The sequence below is a fragment of the Janthinobacterium rivuli genome (genome assembly GCF_029690045.1).
Classification (GTDB): Bacteria; Pseudomonadota; Gammaproteobacteria; order Burkholderiales; family Burkholderiaceae_D; genus Janthinobacterium; species Janthinobacterium rivuli.
In genome coordinates, this window is record NZ_CP121464.1 from 2,773,814 (window position 1) to 2,788,418 (window position 14,605).

13 protein-coding genes are annotated in these 14,605 nt (G+C 60.7%); 8 read left to right on the plus strand and 5 right to left on the minus strand.

The window, feature by feature from the left end; all coding sequences use genetic code 11:
* Positions 1–1,233, plus strand: coding sequence for an ergothioneine biosynthesis protein EgtB (gene egtB, locus P9875_RS12765; RefSeq protein WP_278318825.1), 1,233 nt, complete (start codon positions 1–3; stop codon positions 1,231–1,233).
* A gap of 4 nt (positions 1,234–1,237) precedes the next feature.
* On the opposite strand, the gene P9875_RS12770 is transcribed toward egtB, so the two are convergent.
* From P9875_RS12770 to P9875_RS12785, 4 genes are all read right to left on the minus strand, one after another.
* Positions 1,238–2,839 carry a methyl-accepting chemotaxis protein gene (locus tag P9875_RS12770; RefSeq protein WP_278318589.1) on the minus strand — a complete coding sequence of 534 codons (1,602 nt, stop codon included), beginning with the start codon at positions 2,837–2,839 and terminating at the stop codon, positions 1,238–1,240.
* Positions 2,840–3,006: 167 nt separating this feature from the next.
* The gene (gene leuA, locus P9875_RS12775) at positions 3,007–4,713 is read right to left on the minus strand and encodes a 2-isopropylmalate synthase (RefSeq protein WP_035817753.1); all 1,707 of its coding nucleotides are present in this window, start codon (positions 4,711–4,713) and stop codon (positions 3,007–3,009) included.
* Positions 4,714–5,068: 355 nt separating this feature from the next.
* Positions 5,069–5,356, minus strand: coding sequence for a barstar family protein (locus P9875_RS12780; protein WP_278318590.1), 288 nt, complete (start codon positions 5,354–5,356; stop codon positions 5,069–5,071).
* 72 nt (positions 5,357–5,428) lie between these two features.
* Positions 5,429–5,878 carry a hypothetical protein gene (locus tag P9875_RS12785; RefSeq protein WP_035817766.1) on the minus strand — a complete coding sequence of 150 codons (450 nt, stop codon included), beginning with the start codon at positions 5,876–5,878 and terminating at the stop codon, positions 5,429–5,431.
* 186 nt (positions 5,879–6,064) lie between these two features.
* Here P9875_RS12785 and P9875_RS12790 point away from each other — a divergent pair, with 186 nt between their 5' ends.
* The 6 genes from P9875_RS12790 to P9875_RS12815 all read left to right on the plus strand — a co-directional run bounded on the left by P9875_RS12790 (position 6,065) and on the right by P9875_RS12815 (position 13,231).
* Entirely contained in the window at positions 6,065–6,976 is a 912-nt protein-coding gene (locus P9875_RS12790) for a patatin-like phospholipase family protein (protein ID WP_099379580.1), read from the plus strand.
* A gap of 59 nt (positions 6,977–7,035) precedes the next feature.
* A complete protein-coding gene (locus P9875_RS12795; RefSeq protein ID WP_034757420.1) occupies positions 7,036–7,440 on the plus strand; it encodes a GlcG/HbpS family heme-binding protein in 405 nt (134 codons plus the stop codon).
* A gap of 295 nt (positions 7,441–7,735) precedes the next feature.
* The gene (gene carA, locus P9875_RS12800; protein ID WP_219311346.1) at positions 7,736–8,914 is read left to right on the plus strand and encodes a glutamine-hydrolyzing carbamoyl-phosphate synthase small subunit; all 1,179 of its coding nucleotides are present in this window, start codon (positions 7,736–7,738) and stop codon (positions 8,912–8,914) included.
* Positions 8,907–12,143: a carbamoyl-phosphate synthase large subunit gene (gene carB, locus P9875_RS12805; RefSeq protein ID WP_176388330.1), complete on the plus strand. Its 3,237-nt coding sequence runs from the start codon at positions 8,907–8,909 to the stop codon at positions 12,141–12,143. The genes carA and carB overlap by 8 nt, the downstream gene beginning before the upstream one ends.
* 168 nt (positions 12,144–12,311) lie before the next feature.
* Positions 12,312–12,788 (plus strand): transcription elongation factor GreA, encoded by a 477-nt coding sequence (gene greA, locus P9875_RS12810; RefSeq protein ID WP_010397233.1) that lies wholly within the window; start codon positions 12,312–12,314, stop codon positions 12,786–12,788.
* Positions 12,788–13,231, plus strand: a complete 444-nt coding sequence (locus P9875_RS12815) for a DUF4149 domain-containing protein (RefSeq protein ID WP_278318591.1) — start codon at positions 12,788–12,790, stop codon at positions 13,229–13,231. The genes greA and P9875_RS12815 overlap by 1 nt, the downstream gene beginning before the upstream one ends.
* A gap of 155 nt (positions 13,232–13,386) precedes the next feature.
* Here P9875_RS12815 and P9875_RS12820 read toward each other — a convergent pair whose 3' ends face one another.
* Positions 13,387–13,857, minus strand: a complete 471-nt coding sequence (locus P9875_RS12820) for a YhbY family RNA-binding protein (protein WP_010397237.1) — start codon at positions 13,855–13,857, stop codon at positions 13,387–13,389.
* A gap of 42 nt (positions 13,858–13,899) precedes the next feature.
* Here P9875_RS12820 and P9875_RS12825 point away from each other — a divergent pair, with 42 nt between their 5' ends.
* Positions 13,900–14,583 (plus strand): RlmE family RNA methyltransferase, encoded by a 684-nt coding sequence (locus P9875_RS12825; protein WP_034757436.1) that lies wholly within the window; start codon positions 13,900–13,902, stop codon positions 14,581–14,583.
* Positions 14,584–14,605: the final 22 nt, after the last annotated feature.

Here is a 14,605-nt window from a genome sequence, read left to right on the forward strand (position 1 = left end):
ATGCTGATCGATCATTACAACAAGGTGCGCCAGCACTCGCTGCGGCTGGCCGAACCCCTGTCCGACGAGGATTGCGGCGCCCAGTCGATGCCGGACGCCAGTCCCGTGAAATGGCATCTCGCGCATACCACCTGGTTTTTCGAAACGTTTATCCTGGAAAGCATGGAAGCGGCGTTCGCGCCGTTCCATCCCGCCTTCCGCGTGCTGTTCAATTCCTATTACAACGGCGTGGGCGAAAAGCATCCGCGCGCCCAGCGGGGTTTGCTGACGCGGCCCGGCATGGATGTCGTGCGCGCCTACCGGGCCAACGTCGATGCGCGCATCGCGCGTCTGCTGGCGGGCGAACTGGCGCGCGGCGAGCGCGAACGGCTGACCATGCTGCTGGCGCTGGGCCTCGAACACGAGCAGCAGCACCAGGAGCTGCTGTTGACGGACGTCAAGCATCTGCTGGCGCAGAGCGCCCTGTTTCCCGCTTACCTTGATAACGCCGCTCCGCCAGCGCCGCAAGCTGCGCAGTCCACGGCCTGGCTCGCCTTCGACGGCGGCCTGGCGCAGATCGGCCATGTAGGCGATGGTTTTTGCTTTGACAATGAATTGCCGCGCCATCCGCAATACGTGGCGCCGTTCGAACTGGCCAGCGCGCTGGTGACGAATGGCGAATATCTCGCTTTCATCGAGGCGGGCGGCTACCGCACGGCGCATTTGTGGCTGGCCGAAGGCTGGGACTGGGTGCGCAGCCAGCAGCTGGCATGTCCGCTGTACTGGCAGCGCGATGACGCCGGGCACTGGCAGGAATTCACTTTATTTGGCTTGCGTCCGCTGGACTGGCAGGCGCCGGCCACGCATCTGTCCCTGTTCGAGGCGGACGCTTATGCGCACTGGGCTGGCGCGCGCCTGCCGACGGAAGCGGAGTGGGAAGTGGCGGCGCAAGGCGTCGCCGTGGAAGTGGGCCAGCTGCATCCGGCCGCCGGCGCGCCGGGAACGGGATTGCGGCAAATGTTCGGCCGCTGCTGGCAGTGGACCAGCAGCAGCTACGCGCCGTATCCCGGTTACCGCACGGCGCCCGGCGCGCTCGGCGAATACAACGGCAAGTTCATGCTGAATCAGTATGTGCTGCGCGGCTCGTCGTGCGCCACGCCGGCCGGCCATGCACGCGCCAGCTACCGCAATTTCTTTCCGGCCGGCGCGCGCTGGCAATTTACGGGCATCCGCCTGGCGCGCCAGGTGGAATAGCAACTTAGTGCAAGCGCGGGACGGACGCAGCAGGACGGCCTGGCGTCTTGCCGCCGGTGCTCTGTTCCAGCTTGAACTGGCTGACGAGGGTTTCCAGTTCGCCCGCCTGTTCATGCATGGCTGCCGCCGCCGCGGCCGCTTCCTCGACGAGGGCTGCGTTTTGCTGCGTCGTCTGATCCATCTGCATGATGGCCGCATTGATTTGCTCGATGCCTTCGCTTTGCTCGTGGTTGGCGACGCTGATTTCACCGACGATGGCGCTGACCCGGCCCACGCTGGCCACCACTTCATCCATCGTGGCGCCCGCCTGGCTGACCAGTTGCGCGCCCTGGTCGACCCGGCTGACGGAGTCGGCGATCAGTTCCTTGATTTCCTTCGCCGCCGCCGCCGAGCGTTGTGCCAGGTTGCGTACTTCTGAGGCCACGACGGCAAAGCCACGGCCTTGCTCGCCGGCACGCGCTGCCTCGACCGCCGCGTTCAGGGCCAGGATATTCGTCTGGAAGGCGATGCCGTCGATGACGGCGATGATGTCGACGATCTTGCGCGACGAGGCATTGATGGCGTCCATGGTGCCGATCACTTCCGCCATGGCCGAGCCGCCGCGCTGCGCGATGCTTGACGCCGAGCGGGCCAGGCTGTCGGCCTGGCGCGCATTGTCGCTATTGCTGCGCACGGTGCCCGTCAGTTCGATCATCGACGAGGCCGTCTCTTCCAGCGCGCTGGCTTGCGCCTCCGTGCGGGCCGACAGGTCGGCATTGCCGCTGGCGATCTGGCTCGACGCCACGGCGATCGTGCCCGTGCCGCCGCGCACTTGTCCCACCAGGGTGGCCAGGTTGGTATTCATGTCGCGCAGGGCCTGCAGCAACTGGCCCGCTTCATCCTTGCCGTCGGCCACGATTTTACTGCTCAGGTCGCCTCCTGCCACGGCTTGCGCCACGCGCAGCGCATACGCGATCGGCGTGGTGATCGAGCGCGTGACCCGCCAGGCGAAGAGCACGCCCAGCAGCAGCGCGGCCGTGCCCAGGCTGGCCATCAGCACATTCGCCGCGGAAATATTCTGCTTGATCTGCTGGCCGCCATGCACAACCACGCCGCGCTGGATTTCATTCAGGCGGTTCACGGATTGTTGCAACTGGTTCAGGGCGGGCAGGGTATCGTCGCGCACGTGCATGGCCGCTTCCGCGCGCTGTCCCGCCACCAGCAGCTTGTCGGCCTGGCTGAACGACACGACATAAGCCTTGCGCTGCTGCTTCAGGGTGGCCAGCAGTTCCTTGCCTTCAGGCAGCACGATCAGGCGGTCGAGGATGGCCAGCGCATCGGTGATGGTGGCTTTGTTGGCGTCGATTTCGCCGTGAATGGCGTTGGCGCGGGCCGGATCTTCATGGATGAACAGCTCCAGCACCAGTGCCGCGTTCGAACGCGTGGTGCTGCGGATCGTGGCGATGGCGTCGGCCTTGGCCCAGTCTTTCTCGATGATGGCTTCGCTGAGCGCGCCGATCTTGTCCAGGCGCAGCAGGCCCGTGCCCACCAGCACTGCCATCAGCAGCAGCACCACGCCAAAACCGGCGCCCAGGCGCACGCCTATCTTCATGTCCGTCAATTTCATACTGATTCCCTCGGTAGCTAATGATCTGTCTCCGGTGGTCTTGTTATGAAACAATTATACGGCTGGTGATACATGATTTGCACTACTAATTGCCGCATAGAAATGAAAAAGCGGCACGGCGATCAAGCCGTACCGCTTTTTCTCCCTATGGAGCGCGCTGAAAAGACTCAGGCGGCGCTGGCAGCCACGTCGGCCGCTGTTGTTTTTTCGGCGTCCGTCTGCCCGATGCGGCGGTTCACGGCCGACAAGACAGCCTTGAACGAGGCGGTGACGATATTGCTGTCGATGGCGGCGCCGAACAGGGTCGGGCCGTTGTCGAGGCGCAATTCCACGTAGCAAGCCGCTTGCGCGTTGGCGCCGGAGCCGATCGAGTGTTCATGGTAATCCATCAGCTTGATGTCGAGACCGAGCGCATTGACGAAGGCGTCGATGGGGCCATTGCCGCCGCCTTGCAGGGCCAGTGGCGTCTGGCGGTGCGACAGGCTGATGTCGATTTGCACGGATTCATCGCTGCTCGTGTCTTCCACCATGCGGTGCGAAGCGTAGGCGTACGGGGCCGTCTGCTCCAGGTATTCCTTCTGGAAGATGTCATGGATATCCTGCGCGGCGATTTCGCGGCCCGTGGCGTCGGCCACGGCTTGCACGGCGCGCGAGAATTCGATTTGCAGGCGGCGCGGCAAGACCAGGCCGTATTCCTGTTCCAGCAAATACGCCATGCCGCCCTTGCCGGACTGGCTGTTGACGCGGATCACGGCGTCGTAGCTGCGGCCCAGGTCGGCCGGGTCGATTGGCAAGTACGGCACTTCCCAGATGCTGTCCGGTTGTTGTTTGGCAAAACCTTTCTTGATCGCATCCTGGTGCGAGCCGGAGAAGGCAGTGAAGACCAGGTCGCCCGCATACGGGTGGCGCGGGTGGACGGGCAACTGGTTGCACTCTTCCACGCATTTGCGCACGCTGTCGATGTCGGAGAAATCCAGGCCCGGATGCACGCCCTGCGTGTACAAGTTCATCGCCAACGTCACCAGGTCGACGTTGCCGGTGCGCTCGCCATTGCCGAACAAACAGCCTTCCACGCGGTCGGCGCCCGCCATCACGGCCAGCTCGGCCGAGGCGACGGCCGTGCCGCGGTCGTTATGCGGGTGCACGCTGATGATGATGGAATCGCGGCGCGCCAGCTTGCGCGACATCCATTCGATCTGGTCCGCATACACGTTGGGCGTGCTGCACTCCACAGTCGACGGCAGGTTGATGATCATCTTGTTGGCGGGCGTGGGCTTCCAGATGGCGCTGACGGCGTCGCAGATATGCTTGGAGAAATCGAGTTCCGTCGTCGAGAACGATTCCGGCGTGTATTCAAAGCCCCATTCCGTTTGCGGATGCTGGGCCACCAACTGTTTGACGAGGGTGGTGCCGGTGGTGGCGATGTTCGTGATTTCCTCGCGCGACATGCCGAACACGACCTTGCGGAACACGGGCGCCACGGAGTTGTACAGGTGCACGATGGCGCGCTTGGCGCCGACGACCGATTCCACCGTGCGGCGGATCAGCTCTTCACGCGACTGCGTCAGCACGATGATGGTGACGTCGTCCGGGATGCGGCCTTCATCGACGAGCTTGCGCACGAAATCGAAATCCGTCTGCGATGCCGATGGGAAACCCACTTCGATTTCCTTCAGGCCGATGGCGATCAGCATCTCGAAGAACCGCAGCTTCTTTTCCGCGCTCATCGGCTCGATCAGCGACTGGTTGCCGTCGCGCAAGTCGGTGCTCATCCAGATCGGCGGTTTGCTGATGATCTGGTTCGGCCATTGACGGTCGGTCAATTTAACTGGAGGAAAGGCGCGGTATTTGGAAGCTGGGTTCTGCAACATCATGATCGGGTACTCCTGAAGATAGGGGGAAATCAATGGTTGTGGCGCAAGCTTGCCGGGCGGCCACGCAACACTAGGCCAGGCAAGCGATCGGTAGTTTTAGCAGGCAAAGGACGGCAACGGCGGTCGCGGCGGTCGCGTCAGAAAATACGGGTGTAGCGGGGGATGGTGCAAACATCATCAAACCTTCCAGGGTTTTTGAAACACGCCGGCGTGTGGCCAGGCGAAGCAATGCGGCAAACTTATGCGCGTGCTGGTAGTAGTCGCGATAGCGACAGCAGGGAAGGGGAGGAATGTTTGAAGGAGGACATGCACTCAATGTAAGGGAAGTCGGGCGGGGCTGTCAAGCGTTTCCGTTCTACATGTAATGCACGTGTGTCGCCCCGTCCGGCGCAGCCAGCGCCATGCGCGCCAGAATGCGCTGCAGGATGGCCGCTTCGCCGGGCAGGCGCGCCGCGAAGGCTGGCCAGCCGCGCAGCTCTAGCTGTTGCGGCATGTCCACCAGGCCCGTGATGGCATCGTGGAAGGCATCCCAGTTCATGCCGTAGAAGGAAGGAAAGTCCAGCGCGGCTGCCAGTGCCGCATGCAACTGGCGCGGCGTGTTGATATCGCTCATGTCGATTGTCACGAGGGCTTGTCGATTCATGCTATTTCCTTGAGCAAGTTCTGCAGGTTTTCGTGCATGCCGCCCACGACCGTTTCGGCAAACTGGACGCCGCTATGGCGCCGATTTTTGGCAGCGTGCGGAAAATTGCATGGTGGCGCTATTTTCAAAAGGGGAATTGAACTCGCCCTTTACCTGCGTCAAGTTGCCGCTAAAACGCATGGTCAGGGGGCCGCTGGCCGGCCCTGCGTCGTATGTGCAAGACAGGCTGTCGCCGTTTTGCCGGCAGCCGTAAAAGTTGCCTGCTTTGCCGCGCCCGTCAACCAGGTGGGTGCCTTGGGCGCCGTGCTTGTCGGGGGCGTCGAAGCTGAGCTCAATCGTGTGTTTCTCCGTATCATTGGGAATTTGTATGTTCCCCGTACAAGTAAAGCCCTCCATTCTTGCCGCGATGCTATCCTGGCGCTCCGTCGCCGCGACGGGGGCGGCGTTGGCGCAGGCCGCACCCAGCAGGGCTGCAACGAGCAAGCATGGGTGCGCGATGAGGTGGAACAGGTCTGTTTTCATAAGCCGCTCAATGGAAGTGGGGGAGGTGGGAAGCCAGGAGCCAGTCTAGCAGCCGGCGTGGTGCGCACGGTTCGAAATATTGTCATTTTTAAACATTTAAGACCACCTTCAGTGCGGGCGGCTCCGCTTGCGCTACAATCGGCTCTCCTTTATTGCCACTGCCGCGCGCGGTTCTCCCTCTCCACCATGTTCCCTAAACGCCTGACCCTGCTTGCCCTGGCCGCCTTTGCGCTGGCCGGCTGCGATACCACCGCCCCGAAACCGATACAAGTATTGACGCCACCGGAACCCACCGTCGTCACGCCGCGCAAGATCAAGATCGGCCTGGCGCTGGGCGGCGGCGCGGCGCGCGGTTTCGCGCATATCGGCGTGATCAAGGCGCTCGAATCGCAAGGCATTCAGGCCGACATCGTCACGGGCACCAGCGCCGGCAGCGTAGTGGGCGCCATGTATGCGGCGGGCAACTCCGGCTTCGCTCTGCAAAAGATGGCGTTCGACATGGACGAGGCGGCCATTTCCGACTGGGCCTTGCCCCTGTTCGGCAAGTCGTCCGGCGTGCTGAAAGGCGAAGCGCTGCAAAGCTATGTCAACAAGGCTGTCGGCGGCGTGCCGCTGGAAAAACTCAAGATACCGTTTGGCGTGGTGGCGACCGATCTGAAAAATGGCCAGCCGATCCTGTTCCAGCGCGGCAACACCGGCATGGCCGTGCGCGCCTCGTCGGCCGTGCCCGGCGTGTTCCAGCCCGTGACGATTGCGGGCCACACTTATGTCGATGGCGGCCTCGTCGCGCCCGTGCCCGTGCGCTTTGCGCGCGACATGGGCGCCGATTTCATCATCGCCGTGAATATTTCATCGCAAACGGATACCCAGAAGGCCATCAGCTCGATGGAAGTGCTGATGCAGACGTTCGCCATCATGGGTCAGCGCATCAACCAGTTCGAGCTGAAAGATGCGGACGTGGTGATCCAGCCCAGCCTGGGCACCATGAAGGGCAACGATTTCAACAGCCGCAACCAGGCCATCCTGGCGGGCGAGCAGGCGACCTTTGCCGTGATGGCGCAGCTCAAGCAAAAGCTGAAAGCCAAACGCGAGCAGTGATGGATAGCGCCGCCGCGCATTTCGTATACAATTTTGTTTCAACATAACAAGGATGCACCATGCAATCGAAACCGATTTTGACCCTGGACGACGTAAAGAAAATCGCTGCCGCCGCCGAAGCGGAAGCGGTCAAGAATAACTGGGCGGTCACGATCGCCATCGTCGACGACGGCGGCCACCTGCTGTGGCTGCAGCGCATGGATGGCGTGGCGCCGATCTCGTCGCACATCGCCCCATCGAAAGCCAAGACGGCCGCGCTGGGCCGCCGCGAATCGCGCATCTATGAAGAGATGATCAATGGCGGCCGCGTGTCGTTCCTGAGCGCGCCGGAAATCGACGGCTTGCTTGAAGGCGGCGTGCCCATCGTGTTTGACGGTCACTATGTGGGCGCCGTCGGCGTCTCGGGCGTGAAATCCGCCGAGGACGCGCAAATCGCCAAGGCCGGCATTGCGGCGCTAGTGTAAGTAGTAACCGGTATTGCTTTGCAAGCCGCCCCGCGCAAGCCGGGCGGCTTTTTTCATGGGGCGCAGGATTTATGCTGCTGCGCAAAAAAATGCCGGGGCTTCTGTATTTTCTTCCTTGTGGAAAAGCTTCCTTTTGGTTATAATTCAAAGGTTTAGCCAATCACACATATACCGTAGCGACTACCCATCCCCTCATTCAAAATGACCGTTGAAACACCCTGAGTGCATCTGGCTCGGGTAACTAGGCGGTCGGTCTGACGTGGCGCAGCTACGGTAACTTTATCAGGAGTTGCCCTTGCCGCCATTTTTTTCTGGCCCTGCCGTTCCAGCCATATTAGCGCTTGCTGATGGAACGATCTTTAAAGGTTTTTCGATCGGTGCCGCCGGTCATACCACGGGCGAGGTTGTTTTCAACACCTCGATGACCGGGTATCAGGAAATCCTTACCGACCCAAGCTATTGCCGCCAGATGGTCACCCTGACCTATCCGCATATTGGCAATACGGGCGTCAATCCGGAAGACGTCGAATCTTCCAAGGTTCACGCCGCTGGCCTCATCATCCGCGATCTGCCATTGCTGGCATCCAATTTCCGTTCCACCCTCTCCCTGTCCGACTACCTCAAAGCTGAAAATATCGTCGCCATCGCCGGCATCGATACACGCAAGCTCACGCGCATTCTGCGTGAAAAAGGTGCGCAGGGCGGCGCCATCCTCGTCGGCACACAAGGCAACGAGCCATCCGCCGCGCAAGCGCTGGAACTGGCCCGCTCCTTCCCCGGCCTGGCCGGCATGGACCTGGCTAAAGTAGTCTCAAGCAAGGACGCCTACGAATACCGCGAAACGGAATGGACCTTGGGCCAAGGCTACGGCCAGCTGGCCGATGCCGACGCGAAATACCACGTGGTCGCCTTCGACTACGGCGTCAAGCGCAACATCCTGCGCATGCTGACGGCACGCGGCTGCAAAGTCACCGTGCTGCCGGCGCAAGCTTCCGCCGCCGACGCCCTGGCGTTGAACCCGGACGGCATCTTCCTGTCGAACGGCCCTGGCGACCCGGAACCATGTGACTACGCCATCGCGGCGACCAAGGAACTGATCGAGAAGGGCATCCCGACCTTCGGCATCTGCCTCGGTCACCAGATCATGGCGATCGCTTCCGGTGCGAAAACCTTGAAGATGAAGTTCGGCCACCACGGCGCCAACCACCCGGTGCAAGACCTGGAAACGAAACAGGTCTTGATTACCTCGCAAAACCACGGTTTCGCAGTCGACGCGGCAACTTTGCCCGCGAATTGCCGCGTGACCCATGAATCGCTGTTCGACGGCTCCCTGCAGGGCTTTGCCCGCACGGACAAGCCGGCCTTCTGCTTCCAGGGCCACCCTGAAGCGTCGCCGGGCCCGATGGATGTTGCTTACCTGTTTGACCGCTTCATCAACCTGATGGCTGCGGAGGAGAAAAAGAAAAATGCCTAAACGTTTAGATATTAAAAGTATTCTGATTATTGGCGCTGGCCCGATCGTGATCGGCCAGGCCTGCGAATTCGATTATTCCGGCGCGCAAGCGTGCAAGGCCCTGCGCGAAGAGGGCTACAAAGTCATCCTGGTCAACAGCAATCCTGCGACCATCATGACGGACCCGGAAATGGCCGACGTGACCTATATCGAACCGATCACCTGGTCGGTCGTTGAACGCATCATCGCCAAGGAGCGTCCTGACGCGATCCTGCCGACGATGGGTGGCCAGACGGCGCTGAACTGCGCGCTGGACCTGTTCAACAATGGCGTGCTGGAAAAATACAACGTCGAGCTGATCGGCGCGTCGCCGGAAGCCATCGACAAGGCCGAAGACCGTTCCAAGTTCAAGGACGCGATGACCAAGATCGGCCTCGGTTCGGCCCGTTCCGGCGTGGCGCACTCGATGGAAGAATCGTGGGCCGTGCAGCGCACCCTGGGCTTCCCGACCATCATCCGTCCATCGTTCACCATGGGCGGTTCCGGCGGCGGCATCGCCTACAACGAAGAAGAATTCGAAACCATCTGCAAACGCGGCCTGGAAGCGTCGCCGACGAAAGAGTTGCTGATCGAAGAATCGTTGCTGGGCTGGAAAGAGTACGAGATGGAAGTGGTGCGCGACAAGGCGGACAACTGCATCATCATTTGCTCGATCGAAAACCTCGATCCAATGGGCGTGCACACGGGCGACTCGATTACCGTCGCTCCTGCGCAAACCCTGACGGACAAGGAATACCAGATCATGCGCAATGCCAGTCTGGCAGTGCTGCGCGAGATCGGCGTCGACACCGGTGGCTCGAACGTGCAATTCTCGATCAATCCTGTCGATGGCCGCATGATCGTCATCGAGATGAATCCGCGCGTGTCGCGTTCGTCGGCCCTGGCCTCGAAAGCGACGGGCTTCCCGATCGCCAAGATCGCCGCCAAGCTGGCCGTCGGTTTCACCCTGGACGAGCTGCGCAATGAAATCACGGGCGGTGCCACGCCGGCCTCGTTCGAGCCGTCGATCGATTACGTCGTCACGAAGATTCCCCGTTTCACGTTCGAGAAGTTCCCGACCGCCGACCACCACCTGACGACGCAAATGAAATCCGTCGGCGAAGTGATGGCCATTGGCCGTACCTTCCAGGAATCGTTCCAGAAAGCCTTGCGCGGCCTGGAAGTGGGCGTGGACGGCATGAACGAAAAAACCAAGGACCGCGAAAAGATCGAAGAAGAACTGGGCGAGCCTGGTCCTGAGCGCATCTGGTACGTGGGCGACGCGTTTGCCCAGGGCTTCACCCTGGAAGAAGTGCACAACCTGACCAAGATCGACCCATGGTTCCTGATCCAGATCAAGGAAATCGTCGACCTGGAACTGTGGCTGGACACGCAGAAGCTGGAAAACCTGGACAAGAACACCCTGTACAAGTTGAAACAGAAGGGCTTCTCGGATCGCCGCCTGGGCTTTTTGCTGCAGACGACTGACACGGCCGTGCGCCAGCAGCGCCATGCGCTGAACATCCGTCCCGTCTACAAGCGCGTCGACACCTGCGCAGCGGAATTTTCGACCGATACGGCGTACATGTATTCCACGTACGACGAAGAGTGCGAATCGAATCCGACCGACAAGAAAAAGATCATGGTGCTGGGCGGTGGCCCGAACCGTATCGGCCAGGGTATCGAGTTTGACTATTGCTGCGTCCACGCTGCCCTCGCCATGCGCGAAGATGGCTACGAAACCATCATGGTCAATTGCAACCCAGAAACGGTTTCGACAGACTACGACACTTCCGACCGTCTGTACTTCGAGTCGCTGACCCTGGAAGACGTGCTGGAAATCGTCGCCATCGAAAAACCGGTCGGCGTGATCGTGCAGTACGGCGGCCAGACGCCTTTGAAACTGGCGCTGGACCTGGAAGCGAATGGCGTGCCGATTATCGGCACCTCGCCCGACATGATCGACGCGGCCGAAGACCGCGAGCGTTTCCAGCAAATGCTGCACAAGCTGGAACTGCGCCAGCCGCCTAACCGCACCGCGCGCACGGAAGCCGACGCTCTGGCGCTGGCGCAGGAAATCGGCTACCCGCTGGTCGTGCGTCCATCGTACGTGCTGGGCGGCCGCGCCATGGAAATCGTCCACGAGCAACGCGACCTCGAGCGCTACATGCGCGAAGCCGTCAAGGTCTCGCACGATTCGCCAGTGTTGCTGGACCGCTTCCTGAACGACGCCATCGAGTGCGACGTCGATTGCATCTCCGACGGCGAAACGACGTTCATCGGCGGCGTGATGGAACACATCGAACAGGCTGGCGTCCACTCGGGCGACTCGGCTTGCTCGCTGCCACCATACTCGCTGTCGCAAGAAACCATTGATGAACTGAAACGCCAGACGGCGCTGATGGCCAAGGGTTTGAATGTGGTCGGCCTGATGAACGTGCAGTTCGCGATCCAGAAGCAAGAGATCGACGGCGAAATGAAAGACGTCGTCTTCGTGCTGGAAGTCAATCCACGCGCGTCGCGCACCGTGCCTTTCGTTTCGAAAGCCACCGGTCTGCAACTGGCGAAGATTGCCGCGCGCTGCATGGTCGGCCAGTCGCTGGCCTCGCAAGGCATCACGCAGGAAGTCGTGCCGCCATACTTCAGCGTCAAGGAAGCCGTGTTCCCGTTCGTCAAGTTCCCTGGCGTGGACACCATCCTCGGCCCTGAAATGAAATCGACGGGCGAAGTCATGGGCGTGGGCCTGACCTTCGGCGAAGCATTTGTAAAATCGCAGCTGGGCGCCGGCGTGAACCTGCCAAAATCGGGCAAGGTCTTCATCAGCGTGAAAGCGTCGGACAAGCCGCGCGCCGTGCAAGTGGCGCGTGATTTGGTCGAGTCCGGTTTCACCGTGGTCGCCACCAAGGGTACCGCCGCCGTGATCGCTGCCGCCGGCATCGCCGTCACGCCGGTGAACAAGGTGATCGAAGGCCGTCCGCACGTGGTCGACATGATCAAGAACCATGAAATCGTGCTGGTGATCAACACCGTGGAAGAAAAGCGCAGCGCCATCGTCGATTCGCGGGCCATCCGCACGTCGGCCCTGGCGTCGCGCGTGACGACCTACACCACCATCGCCGGCGCGGAAGCGGCCGTCGAAGGCATCCGCCACCTCGATGAGCTGCGTGTGTACGATTTGCAAGGCCTGCACAAGACCCTGCAGCAAGCGTAGTCCGCGCGCCATTTGCAGTGACCGCCGTTAGGCGGTACACTGCATGCTTATCAACCACAGAGTTCCGTGCAGAGCAGCGCGCGGCCTCTGTGGTTTTCACTTGGTAAGGCCGTTAAACGTGGCAACACACTGCAACGGCGCCGATAACTAGCAGATAGTAGAGATAACATGACCTCAGTCCCATTGACCAAATACGGCGCAGAACTTCTGAAGGAAGAGCTGCATCATTTGAAGACCAAGGAACGCCGCATCGTCATCGATGCGATCGCCGAAGCGCGTTCGCACGGAGATTTGTCGGAAAACGCCGAGTACGATGCCGCCAAGGAACGCCAGGCCTTCGTCGAAGGCCGCATCGCCGAGCTCGAAGGCAAACTGGGTGCGGCGCAAATCATCGACCCGACCGCGCTCGACGCGGAAGGCCGCGTGGTGTTTGCCTCGACGGTGAACCTGGAAGACCTGGAATCGGGCCAGAAAGTCACGTACCAGATCGTCGGCCTCGATGAAGCCGACCTGAAAAAGAACAAGGTTTCCGTGACGTCCCCGATCGCCCGCGCGTTGATCGGCAAGTATGCCGGCGACGTGGTGGAAGTGCAGGCGCCGTCCGGCCCGCGCGAATACGAAATCCTGGAAGTACTGTACATCTGATGCTCGCCCGCGTGCGCATCCTCGTTGCCACCCTGTGGGCCGGCAGCCTGTGGACCATCGGCTTCATCGTGGCGCCGACCCTGTTCGGCACCCTGAGCGACAGAGTGCTGGCGGGCAATATCGCCGGCAGCATGTTCCGCGCCGAAGCCTGGCTGTCCATCGCCTGCGCTGTGGTACTGCTGGCCTTGCTGCAATGGGCGCCCGGCGCGCTGGAACTCAAGCGCCGGCGCCTGCTGGGCGCGCTGGTGCTGTCGATGCTGGTGTGCGCGCTGCTCAGCCATTTCGGCATTTCGCCGCTGATGGCCGAACTCAAGGCGCAAGCCCCGTCGGGCATCATGGACGAAGCCATGCGCAGCCGCTTCGGCATGCTGCATGGCGTGTCGACCGTGATCTTTGCCGTGCAAAGCTTGCTGGCGGGCGTGTTGATCTGGAAACAGCAATAATTGTTTTAACCCGAGAAGCAAAAAAACCGGGGTCAGACCCTCAGGGTCTGACCCCAGCCTTTGCTGTTGGGTTTATGGTAATAAAAAAGCGGAGCAGGGAAGATCCCGTGCTCCGCTTCTTGTTTCAACAGCCTTGCGGCTGCTGAACGACAGGCTTACTTGCTGCCCAGTGCGCTTTTCTTGGCGCTTTTCTGACGTGGCTTGGCACGCTTGATGGAACCGCCTTCGGTAACGCGCTCATTGCCCTTGATCATGACTTTCGTCACGCTCGGGCGCTTGGTGCCGCTGGCGCTGGCCTTGACGATGGTCACTTCGCGCATGCCTTTGCCGGCGCTGACCTTCTCCTTAACCACTTCTTTTTTCGGACGGTAGATTACCAGCAGTTTGCCAATATGTTGTACCGGGGCGGCGCCGAGATTGCCGCAAATCGTATCGTACATTCCGACGCGGGCTTCGCGGTCGTCGCCGAACACGCGGACTTTAATCAGACCGTGCGAATCCAGGCCAAGGTCGATCTCTTTGAGGACAGCAGGTGTCAAGCCCGCTTCGCCAATAATGACGATAGGCTTCAGCGCGTGTGCTTCGGCGCGCAGTGCGCTGCGCTCTACGGGTGTAAGTTTTAGCATAATAATATTTAGTAATTCCCTTAAAAGCAGTATTCTACGCGAATGGCAAAGAAGAAATTAAACAAAAACTGGTTGCACGACCACATAAATGATCCTTATGTGAAGTTGGCGCAAAAAGAGGGCTACCGCGCCCGGGCAGCATACAAGCTCAAAGAAATCGATGAAGACGAAAAACTGATCAAACCTGGCCAGGTGATTGTCGACCTTGGTTGCACTCCCGGCAGCTGGGCCCAGTACACGCGGCGCAAGCTGGCCGGCAAGGACGGCGGCGGGGTCAATGGTACCCTGATTGGCCTGGACATGCTGGAAATGGAGCCCATCGCCGATTTCCACTTCATCCAGGGCGACTTCCGCGAAGCGCGCGTGCTGCGCCAGCTGGAAGTGGTGTTGCAGGGCCGCAAGGTCGACCTGGTCCTGTCGGACATGGCACCCAACCTGTCGGGCATCGCCACGGCGGACGCCGCGCGCATGGAACACTTGATTGACCTGGCCATCGAATTTTCGCAATTGCACCTGAAGCCGTCTGGCGTGCTGCTGGTGAAATGCTTCAAAGACATGGGTTTCAGCCAGATCGTGGAGAAATTCCGCGCTGAATTCAAGGTCGTGGTGCAGAAAAAGCCGAAGGCCAGCCGCGATAAATCGTCGGAAATCTTCCTGATGGGCCGTGGAATCAAGAATCCGCTGAAAAATGCCGTGGAAGAAGATGATTCCGCCCTTGATATTTAAGCGGGAATCCGCACATGGGAAC

Bases quoted from the DNA above. Each gene is read 5' to 3' on its own strand.
- P9875_RS12785 (WP_035817766.1), bottom strand. From the start codon at position 5,878: ATGAAAACAGACCTGTTCCACCTCATCGCGCACCCATGCTTGCTCGTT.
- greA (WP_010397233.1), top strand. From the start codon at position 12,312: ATGACCTCAGTCCCATTGACCAAATACGGCGCAGAACTTCTGAAGGAA.
- P9875_RS12815 (WP_278318591.1), top strand. From the start codon at position 12,788: ATGCTCGCCCGCGTGCGCATCCTCGTTGCCACCCTGTGGGCCGGCAGC.
- carB (WP_176388330.1), top strand. From the start codon at position 8,907: ATGCCTAAACGTTTAGATATTAAAAGTATTCTGATTATTGGCGCTGGC.
- P9875_RS12790 (WP_099379580.1), top strand. From the start codon at position 6,065: ATGTTCCCTAAACGCCTGACCCTGCTTGCCCTGGCCGCCTTTGCGCTG.
- P9875_RS12770 (WP_278318589.1), bottom strand. From the start codon at position 2,839: ATGAAATTGACGGACATGAAGATAGGCGTGCGCCTGGGCGCCGGTTTT.
- egtB (WP_278318825.1), top strand. From the start codon at position 1: ATGCTGATCGATCATTACAACAAGGTGCGCCAGCACTCGCTGCGGCTG.
- leuA (WP_035817753.1), bottom strand. From the start codon at position 4,713: ATGATGTTGCAGAACCCAGCTTCCAAATACCGCGCCTTTCCTCCAGTT.
- P9875_RS12780 (WP_278318590.1), bottom strand. From the start codon at position 5,356: ATGAATCGACAAGCCCTCGTGACAATCGACATGAGCGATATCAACACG.
- P9875_RS12825 (WP_034757436.1), top strand. From the start codon at position 13,900: ATGGCAAAGAAGAAATTAAACAAAAACTGGTTGCACGACCACATAAAT.
- P9875_RS12820 (WP_010397237.1), bottom strand. From the start codon at position 13,857: ATGCTAAAACTTACACCCGTAGAGCGCAGCGCACTGCGCGCCGAAGCA.
- P9875_RS12795 (WP_034757420.1), top strand. From the start codon at position 7,036: ATGCAATCGAAACCGATTTTGACCCTGGACGACGTAAAGAAAATCGCT.